Source organism: Enterobacter cloacae complex sp. Mu1197 (assembly GCF_040059225.1).
Lineage (GTDB): Bacteria > Pseudomonadota > Gammaproteobacteria > Enterobacterales > Enterobacteriaceae > Enterobacter > Enterobacter quasiroggenkampii.
The window spans coordinates 466,938-483,902 of sequence record NZ_CP157375.1; the positions used below are offsets into that span (position 1 = coordinate 466,938).

General features: G+C 57.0%; 15 protein-coding genes. 4 read left to right on the forward strand and 11 right to left on the reverse strand.

Annotation, left to right across the window (positions count from 1 at the left end):
* Window positions 1-127 precede the first annotated feature (127 nt).
* A complete protein-coding gene (locus ABFV38_RS02205) occupies window positions 128-1,777 on the forward strand; it encodes a methyl-accepting chemotaxis protein (RefSeq protein WP_348958334.1) in 1,650 nt (549 codons plus the stop codon).
* A 79-nt stretch (window positions 1,778-1,856) separates the two neighbouring features.
* Here ABFV38_RS02205 and ABFV38_RS02210 read toward each other — a convergent pair whose 3' ends face one another.
* From ABFV38_RS02210 to ABFV38_RS02220, 3 genes are all read right to left on the reverse strand, one after another.
* Window positions 1,857-2,822, reverse strand: coding sequence for a DMT family transporter (locus tag ABFV38_RS02210; RefSeq protein WP_348958336.1), 966 nt, complete (start codon window positions 2,820-2,822; stop codon window positions 1,857-1,859).
* A 75-nt stretch (window positions 2,823-2,897) separates the two neighbouring features.
* The gene (locus ABFV38_RS02215) at window positions 2,898-3,722 is read right to left on the reverse strand and encodes an AraC family transcriptional regulator (RefSeq protein ID WP_045907981.1); all 825 of its coding nucleotides are present in this window, start codon (window positions 3,720-3,722) and stop codon (window positions 2,898-2,900) included.
* An 81-nt stretch (window positions 3,723-3,803) separates the two neighbouring features.
* Window positions 3,804-4,652, reverse strand: coding sequence for an SDR family oxidoreductase (locus ABFV38_RS02220; protein WP_235403282.1), 849 nt, complete (start codon window positions 4,650-4,652; stop codon window positions 3,804-3,806).
* Window positions 4,653-4,736: 84 nt separating this feature from the next.
* On the opposite strand from ABFV38_RS02220, the gene ABFV38_RS02225 reads away from it, so the two are divergent.
* Entirely contained in the window at window positions 4,737-5,123 is a 387-nt protein-coding gene (locus ABFV38_RS02225; RefSeq protein ID WP_023331869.1) for a helix-turn-helix domain-containing protein, read from the forward strand.
* Between the two features lie 98 nt (window positions 5,124-5,221).
* Here ABFV38_RS02225 and ABFV38_RS02230 read toward each other — a convergent pair whose 3' ends face one another.
* The gene (locus tag ABFV38_RS02230; protein ID WP_348958339.1) at window positions 5,222-7,165 is read right to left on the reverse strand and encodes a bifunctional 2',3'-cyclic-nucleotide 2'-phosphodiesterase/3'-nucleotidase; all 1,944 of its coding nucleotides are present in this window, start codon (window positions 7,163-7,165) and stop codon (window positions 5,222-5,224) included.
* A 190-nt stretch (window positions 7,166-7,355) separates the two neighbouring features.
* Between ABFV38_RS02230 and cysQ the strand changes: the two genes are divergently transcribed.
* Window positions 7,356-8,096, forward strand: coding sequence for a 3'(2'),5'-bisphosphate nucleotidase CysQ (gene cysQ, locus ABFV38_RS02235; protein ID WP_023617832.1), 741 nt, complete (start codon window positions 7,356-7,358; stop codon window positions 8,094-8,096).
* On the opposite strand, the gene ABFV38_RS02240 is transcribed toward cysQ, so the two are convergent.
* On the reverse strand, window positions 8,090-8,647 hold the full coding sequence (locus tag ABFV38_RS02240; RefSeq protein WP_023617831.1) for a YtfJ family protein: 558 nt from the start codon (window positions 8,645-8,647) through the stop codon (window positions 8,090-8,092). The two genes, cysQ and ABFV38_RS02240, sit on opposite strands and share 7 nt — an antisense overlap.
* Before the next feature lie 324 nt (window positions 8,648-8,971).
* Here ABFV38_RS02240 and ABFV38_RS02245 point away from each other — a divergent pair, with 324 nt between their 5' ends.
* Window positions 8,972-9,178, forward strand: a complete 207-nt coding sequence (locus ABFV38_RS02245) for a DUF1107 domain-containing protein (RefSeq protein WP_008501430.1) — start codon at window positions 8,972-8,974, stop codon at window positions 9,176-9,178.
* A 77-nt stretch (window positions 9,179-9,255) separates the two neighbouring features.
* On the opposite strand, the gene ABFV38_RS02250 is transcribed toward ABFV38_RS02245, so the two are convergent.
* The 6 genes from ABFV38_RS02250 to ABFV38_RS02275 form a co-directional block, all read right to left on the reverse strand.
* Window positions 9,256-10,593, reverse strand: coding sequence for a hemolysin family protein (locus ABFV38_RS02250; protein ID WP_008501429.1), 1,338 nt, complete (start codon window positions 10,591-10,593; stop codon window positions 9,256-9,258).
* A gap of 194 nt (window positions 10,594-10,787) precedes the next feature.
* Window positions 10,788-12,335, reverse strand: a complete 1,548-nt coding sequence (locus tag ABFV38_RS02255; protein WP_235403284.1) for an MFS transporter — start codon at window positions 12,333-12,335, stop codon at window positions 10,788-10,790.
* Between the two features lie 79 nt (window positions 12,336-12,414).
* Entirely contained in the window at window positions 12,415-13,437 is a 1,023-nt protein-coding gene (locus ABFV38_RS02260; RefSeq protein WP_045908037.1) for a Gfo/Idh/MocA family oxidoreductase, read from the reverse strand.
* Window positions 13,438-13,449: 12 nt separating this feature from the next.
* The gene (locus ABFV38_RS02265; protein ID WP_348958343.1) at window positions 13,450-14,517 is read right to left on the reverse strand and encodes a Gfo/Idh/MocA family oxidoreductase; all 1,068 of its coding nucleotides are present in this window, start codon (window positions 14,515-14,517) and stop codon (window positions 13,450-13,452) included.
* A gap of 11 nt (window positions 14,518-14,528) precedes the next feature.
* A complete protein-coding gene (locus ABFV38_RS02270; protein ID WP_348958345.1) occupies window positions 14,529-15,698 on the reverse strand; it encodes a Gfo/Idh/MocA family oxidoreductase in 1,170 nt (389 codons plus the stop codon).
* A gap of 16 nt (window positions 15,699-15,714) precedes the next feature.
* On the reverse strand, window positions 15,715-16,866 hold the full coding sequence (locus tag ABFV38_RS02275; RefSeq protein ID WP_048225344.1) for a Gfo/Idh/MocA family oxidoreductase: 1,152 nt from the start codon (window positions 16,864-16,866) through the stop codon (window positions 15,715-15,717).
* Window positions 16,867-16,965: the final 99 nt, after the last annotated feature.

The window sequence follows — 16,965 nt, forward strand, 5'->3', positions numbered from 1 at the left end:
TTTAACTCTCTGAATGGGCTCAGGAAAGTGGTTTCGAAACTTTTTAAAAGTGGAGAAACAGTAAACAACCCGCTGTGCCTGCCGATATATCCACGTCAGACAAACCTGCATATAACAAAGGCAACGCATGTTTAAACGTATAAAAGTCATTACCCTTCTGATTTCGGTGCTGCTTGTGCTCGGCATCATGCAAGTGATTTCCGCCGGTATCTTTATCAACGCCCTGAACAACGATAAAGACAACTTCACCGTGGCGCAGCTCTCCAGCAAGAACGTGGCGGAATTTACCGATGCGTGGATCAGTCTGAACCAGGCGCGCGTCACCCTGAACCGCGGGATGCTGCGCCTGCAAAGCAGCATGGCCTCGCAAATTAACGGCGGTCAGTTGAATGAGCTGGTGACCACGGCGAAAAATCTGCTGACTGAAGCGCAGGTTCATTACGATAAATACTATGCCTTGCCGAATACGCCAGGCCTGGATGAGAGCCTGACTAACCAACTCGAAGAGCAGTACCGCATTTACTCTGCAACGCTGACGCAAATGAACGTTCTGCTGAGCCAGGGCAATCTGGAAGATATGTTCAAGCAGAATGCCGAACAAAAACAGAACGCGATGCAGACGGTTTATCGTGAATGGCGTGAAGCGCAGGCTGCGCTCACGGATAAAGGCATTCAGGATAACGAAAGTGATTACAAGCGCATCCTGTGGATCCTCTCTGCGGTCATGTTGCTGGTGATTGTGGTGATTATCTCCAGCTGGATTGCGATGCGCCGCGTGCTGCTGCTGCCGCTGGAAGAGGTGATTAACCATATTCGCGCCATTGCGGCAGGCGATCTCACCCAGCCGATTCAGGCCGACGGTAAAAATGAAATGGCTATCCTGGCGCGCAACGTGCAGGAGATGCAAACTTCGCTGGCGAACACCGTGGGCGTAGTGCGTGAAGGTGCAGATACCATTTACACCGGTGCAGGCGAAATCTCTGCAGGCAGTAACGATCTCTCTTCCCGCACCGAGCAGCAGGCCGCGTCTCTGGAAGAGACGGCAGCCAGCATGGAGCAGCTGACGGCAACGGTGAAGCAGAATGCCGATAACGCGCGTCAGGCTTCCCGTCTGGCGCTGGATGCCTCCTCAACGGCGAAGAAGGGCGGCAACGTGGTGGAAGGCGTCGTGCGGACGATGGACGAAATCGCCACCAGTTCCAGCAAGATCGCGCAAATCACTAACGTGATCGACGGCATTGCTTTCCAGACGAATATCCTGGCGCTGAACGCGGCGGTGGAAGCAGCCCGTGCAGGCGAGCAGGGCCGTGGTTTTGCGGTGGTGGCAGGGGAAGTGCGTACCCTTGCCCAGCGCAGTGCCCAGGCGGCGAAAGAGATCAAAGCGCTGATCGACGACTCCGGCGAACGCGTGAACGCGGGCTCGCAGCTGGTTAACGAAGCCGGGGCCACGATGGCCGAGATCGTCAATGCGGTCACCCGCGTTACCGACATCATGGGCGAAATAGCCTCGGCCTCTGACGAGCAGAGCCGTGGTATCGACCAGGTGGGCCAGGCGGTAGCCGAGATGGACCGCGTGACCCAGCAGAACGCCTCGCTGGTGGAGGAGTCTGCGGCCGCAGCGGCAGCGCTGGAAGATCAGGCTGCACGTCTGAACGAAGCGGTGGCGGTATTTAAAATCACCCGCAATCAGGCGGTTAAAGCGGTGCCGGTGAAAACCTATGTGCCAAAAGCGCAGCCTGTCGCGGCGGCGTCTGAAGGGAACTGGGAAACGTTTTAAGGTCTTGCCCGGTGGCGGCTACGCCTTACCGGGCCTACGGTTTTGTAGGCCCTGCAAGCGCAGCGCCGCCGGGCAATACTCACATCTCCGATGCCGGAACAACCCTCGGTTTTTCCGGCTTCGCTCTCACCGCCATCACCACGCCCACGACCAACAGCACGATCCCGCAGGCCGTGAACAACGGCGGCACGCTCTGGCGCATCAGGAAGGTATACAGCAGCCCGGCCAGGGTTTCGAAGACAATCAGCGGCCCTAAGATCACCGTCGGCAGCTTCTGGCTGGCAATGTTCCAGCACAGCGCGCCCACCCATGAACACAGCACCGCAATCGCCACCATCAGGCCGATAAACACCCACGGTCTTGGCCCGAAGGGCTGGGCGAAGTCCGGCTGCTGATGGCCCAGCCAGAGGCATGCGCCGAGATACCCCACGACGGATACGGGCAACGTGACCAGCGCCTGCGCCGTCGCCCACATCATTGGGTGTTTGTCCGGATTCTCTCGCAGCCAGCGCGCGTTGCGCAGGGCATACCAGGCCCAGCACGCCACGGAAATGAACGCCAGCAGAATGCCAGAGCCGTATCGCCACAGGTCAACATCCCCCTGCCCATGATGCAGCTCGGCAATATTGACGCATATCAGCCCCAGGGCAGTGCAGACCAGCGCCGGGGCCATTTTTGACCACGCCAGTTTGCCATCGCGGTGGCTGTAGAGCAGGTTAGCAAAAACGGGGATGACGACCGGCAGCGTGCCGATAATCATGGTCGATACCGGCGCACCGGTACGCTGAATGGCACTCGCGAGGCAAACGTAATAGATAAGATTGCCCATCATGGTCAGCGCCAGCGCGGTGCCCCAGTCCTGACGGCTGAGCTGACGCAAGCGCGCGCGCCCCAGCCACGCCAGGGGCAGGGCAATCAGCCCCAGCGCCAGATAACGTCCGGTCGACTGCAATATCGCCGGGTACTCCGGCACGATCAGCGGGCCGACAAAAATCAGCCCCCACATCATCCCGGCCAGCAGGGCATACAACACTCCACTAATCATTTTTCCATCCACAGGTATTTACTTTGTTCTCAGTGTAGGACGGGCAAATGCGTGCGTATTGTATGAGGTTGCGCATTAGCGCCGGGTGACCTGCTTCTGGTAGCGCACGGGGGTAATGCCGTAGCGGTGGGTAAACGCGCGGGTCAGATGCGACTGATCGGTCAGTCCGGTTGCGGCGGCGACCTCTGCGGCGGGCATGCCGTGGGTGAGGAACGCTTTGGCGCGCCAGAGGCGAATGGCCATCAGCATCTGATGCGGCGTTACGTGAAAATGGGCTTTGAACTGGCGCTGGAAATGATACGGGCTGAGTGAAACGACGCCGGCCAGCTCGTCAAGCGTAAGGGCGCGCATATAGTTGTCGTGCAGGTACTCGCGTACCCGTTCGAAGCGGTGCGCGCCTTCCTGAACCCGCGGCGCGTGGTGGGCAAACGGCTGGAAGGTTTCAATCAGATCCAGCAGTAATCCTTTTTGCGCAAGCGGATCGTCCGTGTGCCACAAGCCGTAAATAAGCCTGCCGATTTGCTGTGAGCGCAAAGGGTCATGACGGGTCACGTCGCTGAACCACCAGTGCCGCAGACCGGTCACCTCTTCCAGCAGATCGGGTTCGATATAGACCATCCGGTAGCGCCAGCCGCCCTCGGTGGCGGATTCGCCGGTGTGGATCTCGTCCGGGTTCATGGTAACGACGGATTTTTCCGCCGCGAGATGCTGGCTACCGCGATAGCGAAAGCGTTCGGCACCGGTTTCAATCGTGCCGATCCCGAAGGCTTCATGGGTGTGAGGCTCAAAGGCGTAGTCAGAAATGTGCGCGTGGTACAGCTCCAGGCCCGGCAGCTGCGCCAGATGGCGAAAGCGCGCGCTGTCTCTTTCATCATTAAACTGTTCCGGTACGCCTTGCACGGTAAGCCTCCTCGTGGGTCATCTTTTCATTATCAAAGATGACCAGAGGGGATGCCACAAAAAATAACCATCCCGTAACAATTACAGGATGGCTTTGATGCTCTGCGCCAGCGGCGTGGTGGCGCGTCCGATCAGTTTACTCAGCGTATGGCTGTCGTCAAAGAGCCCGCCTTTGGAGGCCCCGACATCGGAGTCCGCCAGCATATCGGCCAGACCGGCAGGCAAGCCGACGCTCTTCAGCGCGGCGGCAAAATCCGCTTCACTGAGATTCTGGTAGGTGACCGGTTTCCCGCTCTGTTTGCTGAGTTCAGCCGCCAGTTCGCTCAGCGTCCAGCCGTGGTCGCCCGCCAGTTCATACACCTTGCCCGCGTGGCCCTCTTCAGCGATCACTTTGGCTGCCGCCGCGGCATAGTCTGCGCGGGTGGCAGAGGCAATTTTGCCTTCGCCTGCCGCACCAATAAACACGCCGTGTTCCAGCGCAGGCGGCGCGCTCGCCAGATAGTTTTCGGTATACCAGCCGTTGCGCAGCAGGGCATAAGGAATGCCGGACGCCGCCAGCGCTTTTTCAGTGGCAACGTGTTCCACGTGAAGACCGAGCGGTGATTTGTCCGCGTGCAGCAGGCTGGTGTAGGCGATAAATTTCACCCCTGCCGTTTTGGCGGCGTTAATGACGTTCTGGTGCTGGGTCGCGCGCTGGCCGACTTCGCTGGACGAGATCAACAGCAGCTTATCCACGCCGCTCAGCGCGGCGGTGAAGGCGGCTTCATCCGTGTAGTCCGCCTGACGCACCACAATTCCCTGCTGGCTTAAGGCTTGCGCTTTCGCCGGGTTACGTACGATAGCCACAATCTGGTTAGCCGGTACGGTTTTCAACAGCTGTTCAATAACGAGATGGCCAAGCTGGCCGGTGGCGCCGGTAATCGCGATCATGATGAATCTCCTTCGTGTTTGTCTGGTGTTGTGGCACACTAGCACCATAGCTAACTTTTAGTAAGTACGTACAAAAAGGTAAGTATGAAAACAACGATACCGACGCTCAGCGAGCAAATGCGCGATGGCAATCTTTTCGCGGAACAATGCCCTTCACGAGAGGTGCTCAAACACGTGACCAGCCGCTGGGGGGTACTGATTCTGCTGGCGCTGCGCCAGGGAACGCATCGCTTTAGCGATCTGCGCCGTAAAATGGGCGGGGTGAGCGAAAAGATGCTGTCCCAGTCGCTTCAGGCGCTGGAACAGGACGGGTTTGTCGATCGCGTATCGTATCCGGTCGTGCCGCCGCACGTAGAGTATAGCCTGACGCCGATGGGTATTGAGGTCAGCGAGAAAGTCGCCGCGCTGGCGGACTGGATTGAGGTAAATACGCCGAAGGTGATGGCGAACAGGGACGATCGCGCGGCGTAAAAGCCGGGTATGTGCGGCCTGATGCCCTCACCCTGGCCCTCTCCCACAGGGAGAGGGAACAAACACCAAAAACGGCAACGTGCGTTGCCGTTTTGCTTTTACTTGCTCAAATCCACCTGATAAATCGCGAACCCAATATCATCCGTCGCGACCTGCTTCATCGGATACTGCGCCTTCTCCTTGATAAACGTGGCTGCTTTGTCGGACGGTGACGTTTCAAAGCGGATATCCAGCGGCGTATCGCTGTGGATCGGCGCGAGACGCCAGTTGTTATCCACTGCCGGATGAATTTCTCCCGCTTTTTTCGACTCCGCGCTGATCCACGCCGCCAGCACCGAGCGGTTCTCGTCCGGCGAGGCAAAGGCGATGTGGCTATCTCCCGTACCGGCAAACTTACCGCCGTAGGCACGGTAGTTATTGGTCACCACCAGGAAGGTGGCATTCGGGTCGATCGCCTTGCCGTTGAAGGTCAGGTTTTTAATGCGCTCCGCCTGCGGGTTGATCGCCTGACACTCACCGTCATATTTCGCCGGCTGGGTGACGTCAATCTGGTAGTTCACGCCGTCGATCACGTCGAAGTTGTAGGTACGGAAGCCGTCCCAGTTAATCAGCGACTGCGGCTTGCTGCTGCGCGGGTCAATCTGGTTAAACTGTCCGGCAGAACACTCCAGCCACTCCTTTACCTCTTTCCCGGTGGCTTTAACCACTACCAGCGTATTCGGATAGAGATAGAGATCGGCGGCATTACGGAAGGTGAGCTGGCCCTTTTCGACCTCAACATAGCTTGCCGGGTCATTCTTACGTCCGCCCACTTTGAATGGCGCTGCGGCGGACAGGACCGGCAGCTTCGCCAGATCCGGATCGCCCTGCACAAAGTGTTCGGCATAGGCTTTCTGCGCCATGTTGACGACCTGGACGGTCGGATCGTCCTGCACCAGCGCCAGGAAGCTGTACATGTTGTCGGCGGATTTACCGATCGGCTTGCTGACGAATTCGCGCGTGGCGTCGTGATCGTGCTTCAGCACGTCGACCAGTTTTTTATCTTCCGCCGCCAGTGATTTCTTCGCTGCCGCGTCGTAGATCGGACGCGCTTCGGCTTTTGACTGCGTCACCTTCCAGCGGTCGCCGTCGTTATTCAGCACCAGATCCACCACGCCAAGATGGTCACCCCACATGCCCGGCATCACCGACGGCACGCCGTTGAGCGTGCCTTTCCCGATATCCGCCCCTTTGATGCTGGCGAAGTCTTTGCCCGGGAAGACCGCGTGGGCGTGGCCGAACAGGATCGCATCGACGCCCGGAACCTCACTCAGGTAGTAAACGGAGTTTTCTGCCATGGCCTGGTACGGGTCAGCGGAGAGACCCGAGTGGGCGACAACGACCACCAGATCGGCGCCTTTCTCACGCATTTCCGGCACGTATTTGCGCGCGGTTTCGGTGATGTCGTTAACGGTCACCTTACCGTCGAGGTTGGTCTTATCCCATGTCATGATCTGCGGTGGGACAAAACCGATATAGCCGATTTTTAGCGTCTGTTTTTTCCCGTCCCGATCGACAACCTCGGTCTCTTTAATCAGGTAAGGGGTAAAGAGCGGCTTTTGGGTCTTAACGTCGATGATATTGGCGTTAACGTACGGGAATCTTGCACCTGCCAGGGCATCGTGCAGGTATGTCAGACCGTAGTTGAATTCATGGTTGCCAAGGTTACCGACGGTATAGTCCAGGGTGTTCATCGCTTTATAAACAGGATGGATCTCGCCTTTTTTCAGCCCCTTGGTCGCCATGTAATCCCCGAGCGGACTGCCCTGAATGAGATCGCCGTTATCGACCAGCACGCTATTTTTCACTTCGCCACGTGCGGCATTGATCAAACTTGCCGTGCGTACCAGTCCGAATTTTTCCGTCGGGGTATCTTTGTAGTAATCGAAGTCCATCATGTTGCTGTGCAGATCGGTCGTTTCCAGAATACGTAAATCGACCGTCGCTGCCTGCACGCTCGCCGCAATCAGCGTCGCCAGGAGCGTTGCGCTAAACTTAATCATCAGAAGAGTCCTTTTTTCGATCCAGGCCACAAAAGAGTATGTATCTATAACGCGTTGCTTACATAAATGTGAATCCTGACAGAAAAAAGCAACCTGAAACCGGAATTGCTTCACAGATAGCGGAATTGTTCACATTACGATATAACTAAAACAAAGAGTTAACCTCACTGCGTTAACAAAGAGGTGGAAAATGCTAGATAAAATTTGTCAGCTCGCACGGGATGCGGGGGATGCCATCATGCAGGTGTATGACGGTATTAAACCTATGGAGGTCGTCAGCAAAGCGGACGACTCTCCGGTCACGGCGGCAGATATCGCGGCGCATAAGGTGATCCTGAAAGGGTTACAGGCCTTAACGCCGGACATCCCCGTCCTGTCAGAAGAAGCGCCGCAAAGCTGGGACGAACGCCAGCACTGGCAGCGTTACTGGCTGGTGGACCCCCTGGACGGGACAAAAGAGTTCATCAAGCGCAACGGTGAATTCACCGTCAATATCGCCCTGATTGAGAAGGGTAAAGCGGTGCTGGGCGTGGTCTACGCGCCGGTCATGAAGGTGATGTACAGTGCTGCAGAAGGGAAGGCGTGGAAAGAAGAGTGCGGCGTGCGCAAGCAGATCCAGGTGCGCGATGCGCGCCCGCCGCTGGTGGTGATTAGCCGCTCGCACAGCGACAGCGAGTTGCAGGAGTACCTGCAGCAGTTGGGTGAACACCAGACCACCTCGATTGGCTCATCGCTGAAATTCTGCCTGGTGGCGGAAGGACAGGCTCAGCTCTATCCCCGATTTGGGCCGACGAACGTCTGGGATACTGCCGCCGGGCATGCCGTTGCTGCGGCCGCCGGGGCGCATGTTCATGACTGGCAGGGCAAGCCGCTGGACTACACCCCGCGCGAATCCTTCCTCAACCCCGGCTTCCGCGTCTCTATTTATTGAGCCAGCAGCTTATGCAGCAGGTCGACAACCTGCTGCACCTCTTCCTGGGTCAGCGCCCCGTCTTTTACCCACTGTACGCGACCTTCTTTATCCAGCACGATAATCGCGGAGCTCTCTTCCTCCAGCTGCCAGGCCTTACGGGTGACGCCGTTGCTGTCGACGATAAACTGCGACCACGGATAGAGCTTTTTATTGCTCTCAAGGCTTGAGCGCACAAACATCCCGGAACCCGGAATAGCGTCATCGGTATTCACGATCGTGGTGGTCTGGTAGCGGTCGTGCGGGAATTTTGCGGCCTTGATCGCTTCCACCAGGCTGGCATTTTTCTCTTTTGCAGATGTACGACCGGCAATATGTTGTACAACTCTCACTTTGCCCGCGAGCTGCGCGCTATTCCAGGCTTTGTAGCTAAACTTATCATTGTCGAGAATCAATTCTCCCCGGTCAGCAATGCCCACTGGGGGTACACGTTGTCCTTTTTCAATGTTGTGAGCACTCGCCCACAGGGGCAGCAGTAGGCAGGCTGCTGCAAGGATATTACGTAGGGTCATGGCGTTTCCTTATTGTTTGCAGGTGATCCGACCACTTGGTCATACGCTTTTAATGATAAGTGCGATCAATGTGGTTTTCCCGCAATCCCGATGCCAGTTTGCGGGTGAACGCACATATCCATGAAAAAACGACGGCTTATACTGCGCTCAGTCACGCTTTGCAAAGATTATTCTGAATAATTGTAATCAAACGGTAAATAAACTTATGCACACTGGGTAACACCGTAGTTCTGGTCTATAGTCATTGGGCATTAAAATTTGCGCTCAGGACAGTCGGGCCGATTGTGGCACCGCAAGAGCGTATGATTCGCAGGAGATACAAGAATGAAAATTTTCCAACGCTACAACCCGCTTCAGGTGGCGAAGTACGTGAAGATCCTGTTCCGTGGACGGTTGTACATCAAGGATGTTGGCGCTTTTGAGTTTGATAAGGGCAAAATCCTTGTCCCAAAAGTGAAGGACAAACAGCACCTGTCTGTGATGTCCGAAGTCAACCGTCAGGTTATGCGTCTGCAAACTGAGATGGCTTAACCAACGTGCTATGCAGTAGTAGTAGATAAAAAGACGGCTCCCGATGGGAGCCGTTGATGTTTGTGGGGGCAGGAACGTTACGCCGACACCTTCTCTTCCGCATCCGGCAGCTTCGGCACCAGTACGGTCGGTTTGTTGTCGATACGCGTCACCAGCAGCTGGTCGATGCGGTAGTTATCAATATCCACCACCTCAAACTTGTAGCCGGAGAACTTCACCGAGTCGGTGCGTTTCGGGATTTTACGCAGCATAAACATCATAAAGCCGCCGATGGTCTCGTAGTTTCCTGACTGCGGGAACTCGTCGATATCCAGCACGCGCATCACGTCTTCAATCGGCGTGCCGCCATCAATCAGCCATGAATTATCGTCACGCTGAACAATCTGCTCTTCCAGCCCCTGGCCTACCAGGTCGCCCATCAGCGTGGTCATGACGTCGTTGAGGGTGATAATACCCACCACCAGCGCGTATTCGTTCATGATTACCGCGAAGTCTTCCCCGGCGGTTTTGAAACTTTCCAGCGCTTCTGAGAGCGTCAGGGTGTCCGGCACAATCAGGGTATTGCGGATCTGCACGCCGCTGTTCAGCGCCAGGCTCTGGTTCGCCAGCACGCGGTTCAGCAGGTCTTTGGAGTCGACGTAACCGATGATGTGGTCGATATCTTCATTACAGACCAGGAACTTGGAGTGCGGATGCTGCGCCACTTTGTTCTTCAGGCTCTGCTCATCTTCATGTAAATCGAACCAGATAATGCTTTCACGGCCCGTCATGGAAGAGGGCACGGTACGGGATTCCAGTTCGAATACGTTCTCAATCAGCTCATGTTCCTGCTTGCGCAGCACCCCGGCCAGTGCGCCGGCTTCCACGACCGCATAAATGTCGTCAGAGGTGATGTCGTCTTTACGCACCATCGGTAGCTTAAAGATGCGGAAAATGACGTTTGCCAGGCCGTTGAAGAACCACACCAGCGGGCGGAACACGAACAGGCAGAAGCGCATCGGGTTGATGATACGCAAAGCCACAGCTTCTGGCGCAATCATACCGATGCGTTTCGGGGTCAGGTCGGCGAAGAGGATGAACAGCCCGGTCACCAGCGAGAAGGAGAGGATAAAGCTCAGCTGTTCGGCCAGTTCTGCGGACATGTACTGCGCAAAGAGGCTATAAAACGCCGGGGAAAACGCCGCATCACCCACGATACCGCCGAGAATGGCTACCGCGTTCAGACCAATTTGCACCACGGTAAAGAACGTACCGGGGTTTTCCTGCATTTTGAGAATGCGTGAGGCGTTGATGTTGCCTTCGTCGGCAAGCAGCTTCAGTTTGATTTTACGGGACGCGGCCAGCGAGATCTCAGATATCGAGAAAAATGCACTGACGGCAATCAGACAAAGTATTACTAAAATACTGTTTAACATAGTTTATCCGGCTTCTCGCCAGATCCTCAGAAGGGGAGTTGATACCATTTGTGTGAAAACACATTGAACACCAGCTCGTAGCGTTGAGCCGATTATTTCAGCGGGTAGTATAGCGTAAAGAGATGTAAATCTGCCAGAGGTCACATTTTTGGCATAAAACAGACCGGACAGCGGGCGCTGTCCGGTACATCACGTTATTTCACGGTAGACAGGCGGACATCGCCCACCGCCCGACGGGTGGCATCGCCTCCCCATACCTGATCGTATTCATAGCCCGTGAGCTGTTTGATCACCACGCGGGTGCTGGCATCGCAGTCGCGGTAATCGCCACCCAGCTTACGGCGCGCAATCTCCTTGAGGAGCAGCTTGTGCGTCTCACGGGTGAGCTTGAACCTGTAGGTGGCGAAGAAGCTTACCGCCAGCAGGGCTGCCGTTGCGAAGATCATCAGGCCGATAATCGCCCCCAGCGCGCTTTCAGGCTGCGCGCCGCTGCCCTTCACGAAGCCGGATTCCTGCAGCACCAGGCCAATAATCATGATGGCAATCGCCACGGTGCTCTTGCGGGTCAGGACCATCACCCCGGCAAAAATCCCTTCGCGGCGCTGCTGGGTCACCATCTCGTCAATATCCGGAATGAAGCTGTAGATATTCCACGGAATATAGTAGAGGCCAGAGCGGGCGGCACCGAGCAGAATAAAGACCGCGGAGAACAGCAGCGTCGGTACCTGCGTTTTGGTGAGGTAGACCGTAAACAGGAAGGCCAGCACCAGGAAGATACAGCCGTAGGAGAGCCGCAGGGCGGCAGACGGCGTGACGTTCAGCCGGTTCAGCAACAGCATAAACCCATAGGTGCCGGGGACCGAGGCGAAGGCCGCAATGCTCAGCCAGCCGGATACCGCAGCCGCATCCTGGCTCAGACAGTACACGACATAATAGGTAAAGACCGAACCGAACACGTCCATCGCCGTGAACGAAAAGATATAAATAATAATATGCAGGCGGAACGCGCGGATACGGAAGGAGGAAAAGAGATCCAGCACCAGATATTTCAGGTGATTCAGTAGCCCGCCGCTGCGCTGGTTATCTACTTTAAAACTGGATTCCTGCTGCACATCCTTCGCTTCCCAGGTGGTGTACCAGGTAATAAATACCGCAAGGCAGAACACGCAGGAAAATATCAGCCCGGTGAGGGTATAGGTAAACGGATTATCTTTCCCCGTGAACTGCATAATCACCCCGGGGACGGATACCGCAAGAAAACCGCCCAGCTGGGAGCAGATCATCCGCACGCCGGACAGACGGCTACGCTCTTCATACCGGTTCGTCATCTCAGCCGCCAGGGTCTCCCAGGGAACCAGCACCATCGCCGACAGCAGCTCAATAGAGAGGTAGGTGCCTAGGTAGTACCAGTAACCCATGTCCGTCAGCCATAACAGGGCATACAAAAACATGAGCGGTGAACTGAGTAATAAAAAGAAGCGGCGACGGCCAAATTTACGCCCGAGCCAGGTATCCCCGAAGTTATCGGTGATATAACCCATTATCGGGCTTAATAGCGCATCAATCACGCGGGCAATGGCGAATATTGATCCCGCTTCAATGACTGAGAGTCCGCAATAGGTGGTGTAAAAAAATAACAGCCAGGTGCCGATAATGGCGAAAGCGCCTCCGCCAAAAAGATCGGTTACGCCGTAGCCGAGCGCTACGCCATAACCCACTCTACGTTCAGTTGGTTTGACCATAATAATATCCAGTGTAGGGTAATGATTAACCCGTTTTTCGGGTCGTTTTTTTATTGAGTGCTGGAATACAAATTACGTTCTAGTTATTGATATCTATCCATTGTCTTAATTGAGATGAGCGGTAAATAGCCTCCACAAGCGTGAGTGAATGTCCGGCTTCACGGATGTTGGTGTAATCCGTGTGCCCCGGGTGGGTGATGGCGTGATAAAACCGGCGGATCGCCTGTTCGTGCCCCAGCCCCCAGTAGCTTTTGACCGAGCCGTCGGGAGAGTCATCGCTGGCCAGCCTGAGGCGCTCGCCGCGGGTGATGCACCAGAGCACGTTGTTATTCAGCAGCAGCGAGCCCTGTTCGCAGTGGATCTCCATCAGAAGTGGGGAATCGGTGGTATTGCAGTTGCTGGCGTAAAACAGGCCGCGCGCGCCGTTGGCAAAGTGCAGCGTGGCCATTGCGCTGTCTTCCCCTTCGGTCACGTCCGCCAGCTCGCCGCTGTCCACCACGCCTTTCACGCGCGTTACGCCACCGGCAAACCACTGCATCAGGTCGAGGGTATGAATGGCCTGGTTGATCAGCAGGCTGCCACCTTCCGTTGCCAGCCGCCCGCGCCACGGGCTTTCGGTGTAGTACGCGCCCGAGCGTGACCACGTCAGCACGGCCTTAATGCTGAGCATTTTTCCCAGCCCGCCGTCCTCCAGCATCTGGCGAATGCGCAGGCTGGTGGGGTTGAGGCGGTTCTGGTAGCACACGCCGAGCAGACCCGACGCCTGTTCGGCGGCGCGGGTGATATCTACGAGTTCGCTGCTGTTCATGCCCACCGGTTTTTCGCAGAAAACATGTTTCCCGGCGGCGAGCGCCGCCAGGATCATGCTTTTATGCTCGAAATGCGGCGTGCAGATGTGGACCACGTCGATGGCATCATCCAGCAGCATTTCCCGGTAATCCTGATAGAAGCGGCACTGATAGCGCATTGCCAGCTCCAGCCCTTTGACGCTGTCGATGTCGACCAGCGCGCGTAGCGCGACGTTGGGGAGCAGGCGCAACGCATTCACATGGCAGCCGTGAATCGCTCCGGCACCGATAACTGCCGTGTTCAGGATCGTCATTGTCGCCTCCCGTTATTCCGTCGCGTTGGCCAGCATCTGGGCCTTCACGCAGAGCTCGGCCGCTTTGAAGGCGTGGGCCTGCGTCATGGCGTTTTCGGTACGATGCAGACAGTCGAGGATCAGTTCGCCAAAGAACGGGAACCCGACCTGTCCGGCGACCGGATAGCGGAATTCCCCCTCTTTATTGACGAGATAAACCACGTCCTGCTCGCCGCGGGTGAGATCGACATATTTGCGGATCTCGATATACCCGTCGGTGCCGAGCAGCGTCAGACGTCCATCGCCCCAGGTTGAGAGTCCGTCGGGGGTGAACCAGTCGCAGCGGAAATAACCGCTGGCGCCGTTTTCGCCCCTGATTGTTGCGTCACCGAAATCTTCAAATGCCGGATGCTGTGGATGGTTGAAATTGCGTGCCTGACTGGCGACCACGGTGGCGTTACGGTTGCCCGTGTAAAACAGAAATTGCTCAATCTGGTGGCTGCCGATGTCGCACAGAATGCCGCCGAAGTAGCGACGATCGTAGAACCAGTCCGGGCGGCCGGTCCCTTCCCGGTGCGGGCCTGTCCCCAGGGTTTGGACGACGCGGCCAATGGCCCCCTGCTGCACCAGCTGTCCGGCAAACACCGCGCTCTCCACGTGGAGACGTTCGCTGTAGTACACGGCGTATTTCCGGCCGGTTTTCTCAACCATCGCTTTGGCATCCGCCAGCTGTTCAAGGGTGGTGAGCGGGGCTTTATCCGTGAAGTAGTCCTTGCCGGTCGCCATCGCTTTTAGCCCCAGCGCGCAGCGCTCTGACGGGATGGCCGCACCGGCCACCAGGCGCACTTCGTCGTCGTTGAGTATCACCTCCAGCGACTCCGCCACGTTGACCTGCGGGTATTGCTGGATAAATTTATCCACTTTTGCCGGATCGGGGTCGTACACCCACTTCAGCGTGGCCCCGGCTTCAATCAGGCCGTTACTCATGCCGTAGATATGGCCGTGGTCGAGCGCGGCAGCGGCAAAAACAAACTCCCCCTCGCGGACAACCGGCTGAGGTTTACCCACCGGCGCGTAGTTCATTCCGTCATTTTTGTTCATGGTGTCACTCCTTAATCCAGGTCTTTGCCAAGGGGAATCGCACCCACTTCGCTGAAGTTGGCGACGCTTGCGGATTTTTCATAAAAACGGGGAGCGAGAGCGCTCGTCCCGCCGGTACGGTAAAACGGGTCGTCGCGCTGAATCGGCAGCGAGACCACGGTGCGGGTAATGGCGGATTTATAGATCGCGGCGATCAGTTCCAGCGAGCGTTTGCCCTGTAACCCATCCACTAACGGTGCCGTGCCGTGCTCGATGGCAGAAAGCAGGTCATTAATCTGCCCGGCGTGCAGCGTCCACTCGAGCTTCGGCGTCTGCTTAAACACCGCGTCGAGCTGCGCTTCGCGCTGCTGGTCGTGGGTTTCCTGCGGGAAGCCGTTATCGGCGCTGACGCTGGCAAAGGCCTGCCACGGCGCGGAGATGCGCGCCTTCTCACCCTGAATGATGATTTTCTGATCTTCCCCGTGGTGCACGACCGAGGCGGTAAGCTGGGTGAGCGCACCGCTGGGGTATTTGAAGATCGCGGCGCTAAGGTCTTCGACTTCAGCGTTGTCGTGCGCCACGTTGGTCATCATCGCCACCACCTCGGACGGAAAGCCCAGCATCCACTGAATGGCGTCGATGTGGTGAACCGCGTGGTTAAGGGTGCAGCCGCCGCCCTCTTTTTCCCATGTGCCGCGCCACCACAGGTCGTAATAGCAGTGTCCGCGCCACCAGAAGGAGTCCACCTGCGCGTGGCAAACCTTGCCCGCAAGCTCCGAATCCAGCGCTGCTTTTAAGCGCCAGAAGGCATCGGTAAAGCGGTTTTGGGCAATGATGGAGAGCGTTTTGCCGCTGGCCTTTTGTGCGGCGATCATCGCGTCGCACTCCTCCAGCGAGGCGGCCATCGGTTTTTCGCACAGCACGTGGCAGCCCGCGTTCAGGGCATCAATGCTGATCTCTGCGTGGACGTAGGGTGGCGTGCAGACGTCGACGATATCGATATCCGATTCTGACGCCAGCATCTGCTGGTGGCTGTCATACACGTGGGCGTCCGTCAGGCCGTAGCGCGCTTTTTTCTCGTGGGCTTTTTCCGGATAAATATCGACCAGCGCGACGATCCGGCAGCGTTGGCCAAACTGCAAATAGCCCTGAATATGGTTGTGGGAGATATTCCCTGTTCCCACAATAGCAACATTTAACATTGATTCTTCTCCGGAGTTACCAGGTGCCTGAGGCGTCCAGCGTGACGCTGGCTGTCTCTTTAGCCACTGAGGTGCTGATGCGTTGTTGAAGCAGGCGCAGATACTGTTTTTCGTTGAGCGGGAACTCGACCCAGTCGTCCGTCCAGGTGGAGAGGTGCATGGCGTTGGAGAGCGTCAACCCGTGGATCCCTTCCAGACCCGGCGCAATGAGCGGCTCGCCGCGCAGGATGGCGGCACAGAAGTTGGCGGTAATGACGTGGTGTTCGCTGCATTCCGGGGCCACGGGAAGCGTGACCTCCCAGCATTCAGGCTCGCCAAAACCGTTCTGCCAGCGGGCGTTGAAGGCGGTTTCAGATTCCCGCAGCCGCCAGTAGCGTAGCTTGCCCTCTTCGACGACCACCTTGCCGCGATCGCCGACGATTTCCAGCCGGTTGGTTCCCGGCGTTTCCGCCACGGTGGTGATGAACACGCCCGTCGCGCCGTTGGCATATTCGGCATAGGCGGTGACGTCGTCTTCCACTTCGATATCGCGATGCTTGCCGAACTGGCAGAACGCGCGCAGGCGGACCGGCATACCGACCAGCCACTGCCAGAGATCGAGCTGGTGCGGGTCCTGGTTGAGCAGCACGCCGCCGCCTTCTCCTTTCCAGGTGGCGCGCCAGCCGCCGGAGTTGTAATAGCTCTGCGAGCGATACCAGTTGGTGATGATCCAGTTGGAGCGGCGGATCTCACCCAGTTCGCCGCTGTCGATCAGATCTTTCACCTTCTGGTAGAGCGGGTTCGGGCGCTGGTTGTACATGATGCCGAACACCACATCGCACGCCTGGGCGCAGGCGTTCATCTCCTGTACCTGGGCGGTATACACGCCCGCCGGTTTTTCACACAGGGTGTGGATGCCGTTGCGCATCGCCAGCATCGACAGGCGCGGATGCTCGTAATGCGGCGTAGCGACAATCACCGCGTCGATAAGCCCGCTCTGGAGCATCTCCTGCGCGTCGCTGAACACGGGGAGGGTGCCGACCAGCTGGCGAATGGCCGGATGCTTTTCCGGCGCATTATCACAAACTGCGGCAAGGCAGGCGTCGCTGACCGTACCCGCCAGTAAATAACGCGCGTGGACCGTACCGATATTACCTATTCCAATAATGCCAAAACGTACCTTCTCCATGTCACACCTTAATTTCAGTTGAAATGAGTGATGACCGGAAAATAGGAAAGGGGAGCGGTAGCGACAATGTGTTTTTGTGAGAATACTCGCAAGGTGATT

What these genes read in the sequence shown, in the direction of transcription:
- ABFV38_RS02205 (WP_348958334.1), top strand. Translation starts at nt 128, where the DNA reads ATGTTTAAACGTATAAAAGTCATTACCCTTCTGATTTCGGTGCTGCTT.
- ABFV38_RS02210 (WP_348958336.1), bottom strand. Translation starts at nt 2,822, where the DNA reads ATGATTAGTGGAGTGTTGTATGCCCTGCTGGCCGGGATGATGTGGGGG.
- ABFV38_RS02220 (WP_235403282.1), bottom strand. Translation starts at nt 4,652, where the DNA reads ATGATCGCGATTACCGGCGCCACCGGCCAGCTTGGCCATCTCGTTATT.
- ABFV38_RS02225 (WP_023331869.1), top strand. Translation starts at nt 4,737, where the DNA reads ATGAAAACAACGATACCGACGCTCAGCGAGCAAATGCGCGATGGCAAT.
- ABFV38_RS02230 (WP_348958339.1), bottom strand. Translation starts at nt 7,165, where the DNA reads ATGATTAAGTTTAGCGCAACGCTCCTGGCGACGCTGATTGCGGCGAGC.
- cysQ (WP_023617832.1), top strand. Translation starts at nt 7,356, where the DNA reads ATGCTAGATAAAATTTGTCAGCTCGCACGGGATGCGGGGGATGCCATC.
- ABFV38_RS02240 (WP_023617831.1), bottom strand. Translation starts at nt 8,647, where the DNA reads ATGACCCTACGTAATATCCTTGCAGCAGCCTGCCTACTGCTGCCCCTG.
- ABFV38_RS02245 (WP_008501430.1), top strand. Translation starts at nt 8,972, where the DNA reads ATGAAAATTTTCCAACGCTACAACCCGCTTCAGGTGGCGAAGTACGTG.
- ABFV38_RS02250 (WP_008501429.1), bottom strand. Translation starts at nt 10,593, where the DNA reads ATGTTAAACAGTATTTTAGTAATACTTTGTCTGATTGCCGTCAGTGCA.
- ABFV38_RS02255 (WP_235403284.1), bottom strand. Translation starts at nt 12,335, where the DNA reads ATGGTCAAACCAACTGAACGTAGAGTGGGTTATGGCGTAGCGCTCGGC.
- ABFV38_RS02260 (WP_045908037.1), bottom strand. Translation starts at nt 13,437, where the DNA reads ATGACGATCCTGAACACGGCAGTTATCGGTGCCGGAGCGATTCACGGC.
- ABFV38_RS02265 (WP_348958343.1), bottom strand. Translation starts at nt 14,517, where the DNA reads ATGAACAAAAATGACGGAATGAACTACGCGCCGGTGGGTAAACCTCAG.
- ABFV38_RS02270 (WP_348958345.1), bottom strand. Translation starts at nt 15,698, where the DNA reads ATGTTAAATGTTGCTATTGTGGGAACAGGGAATATCTCCCACAACCAT.
- ABFV38_RS02275 (WP_048225344.1), bottom strand. Translation starts at nt 16,866, where the DNA reads ATGGAGAAGGTACGTTTTGGCATTATTGGAATAGGTAATATCGGTACG.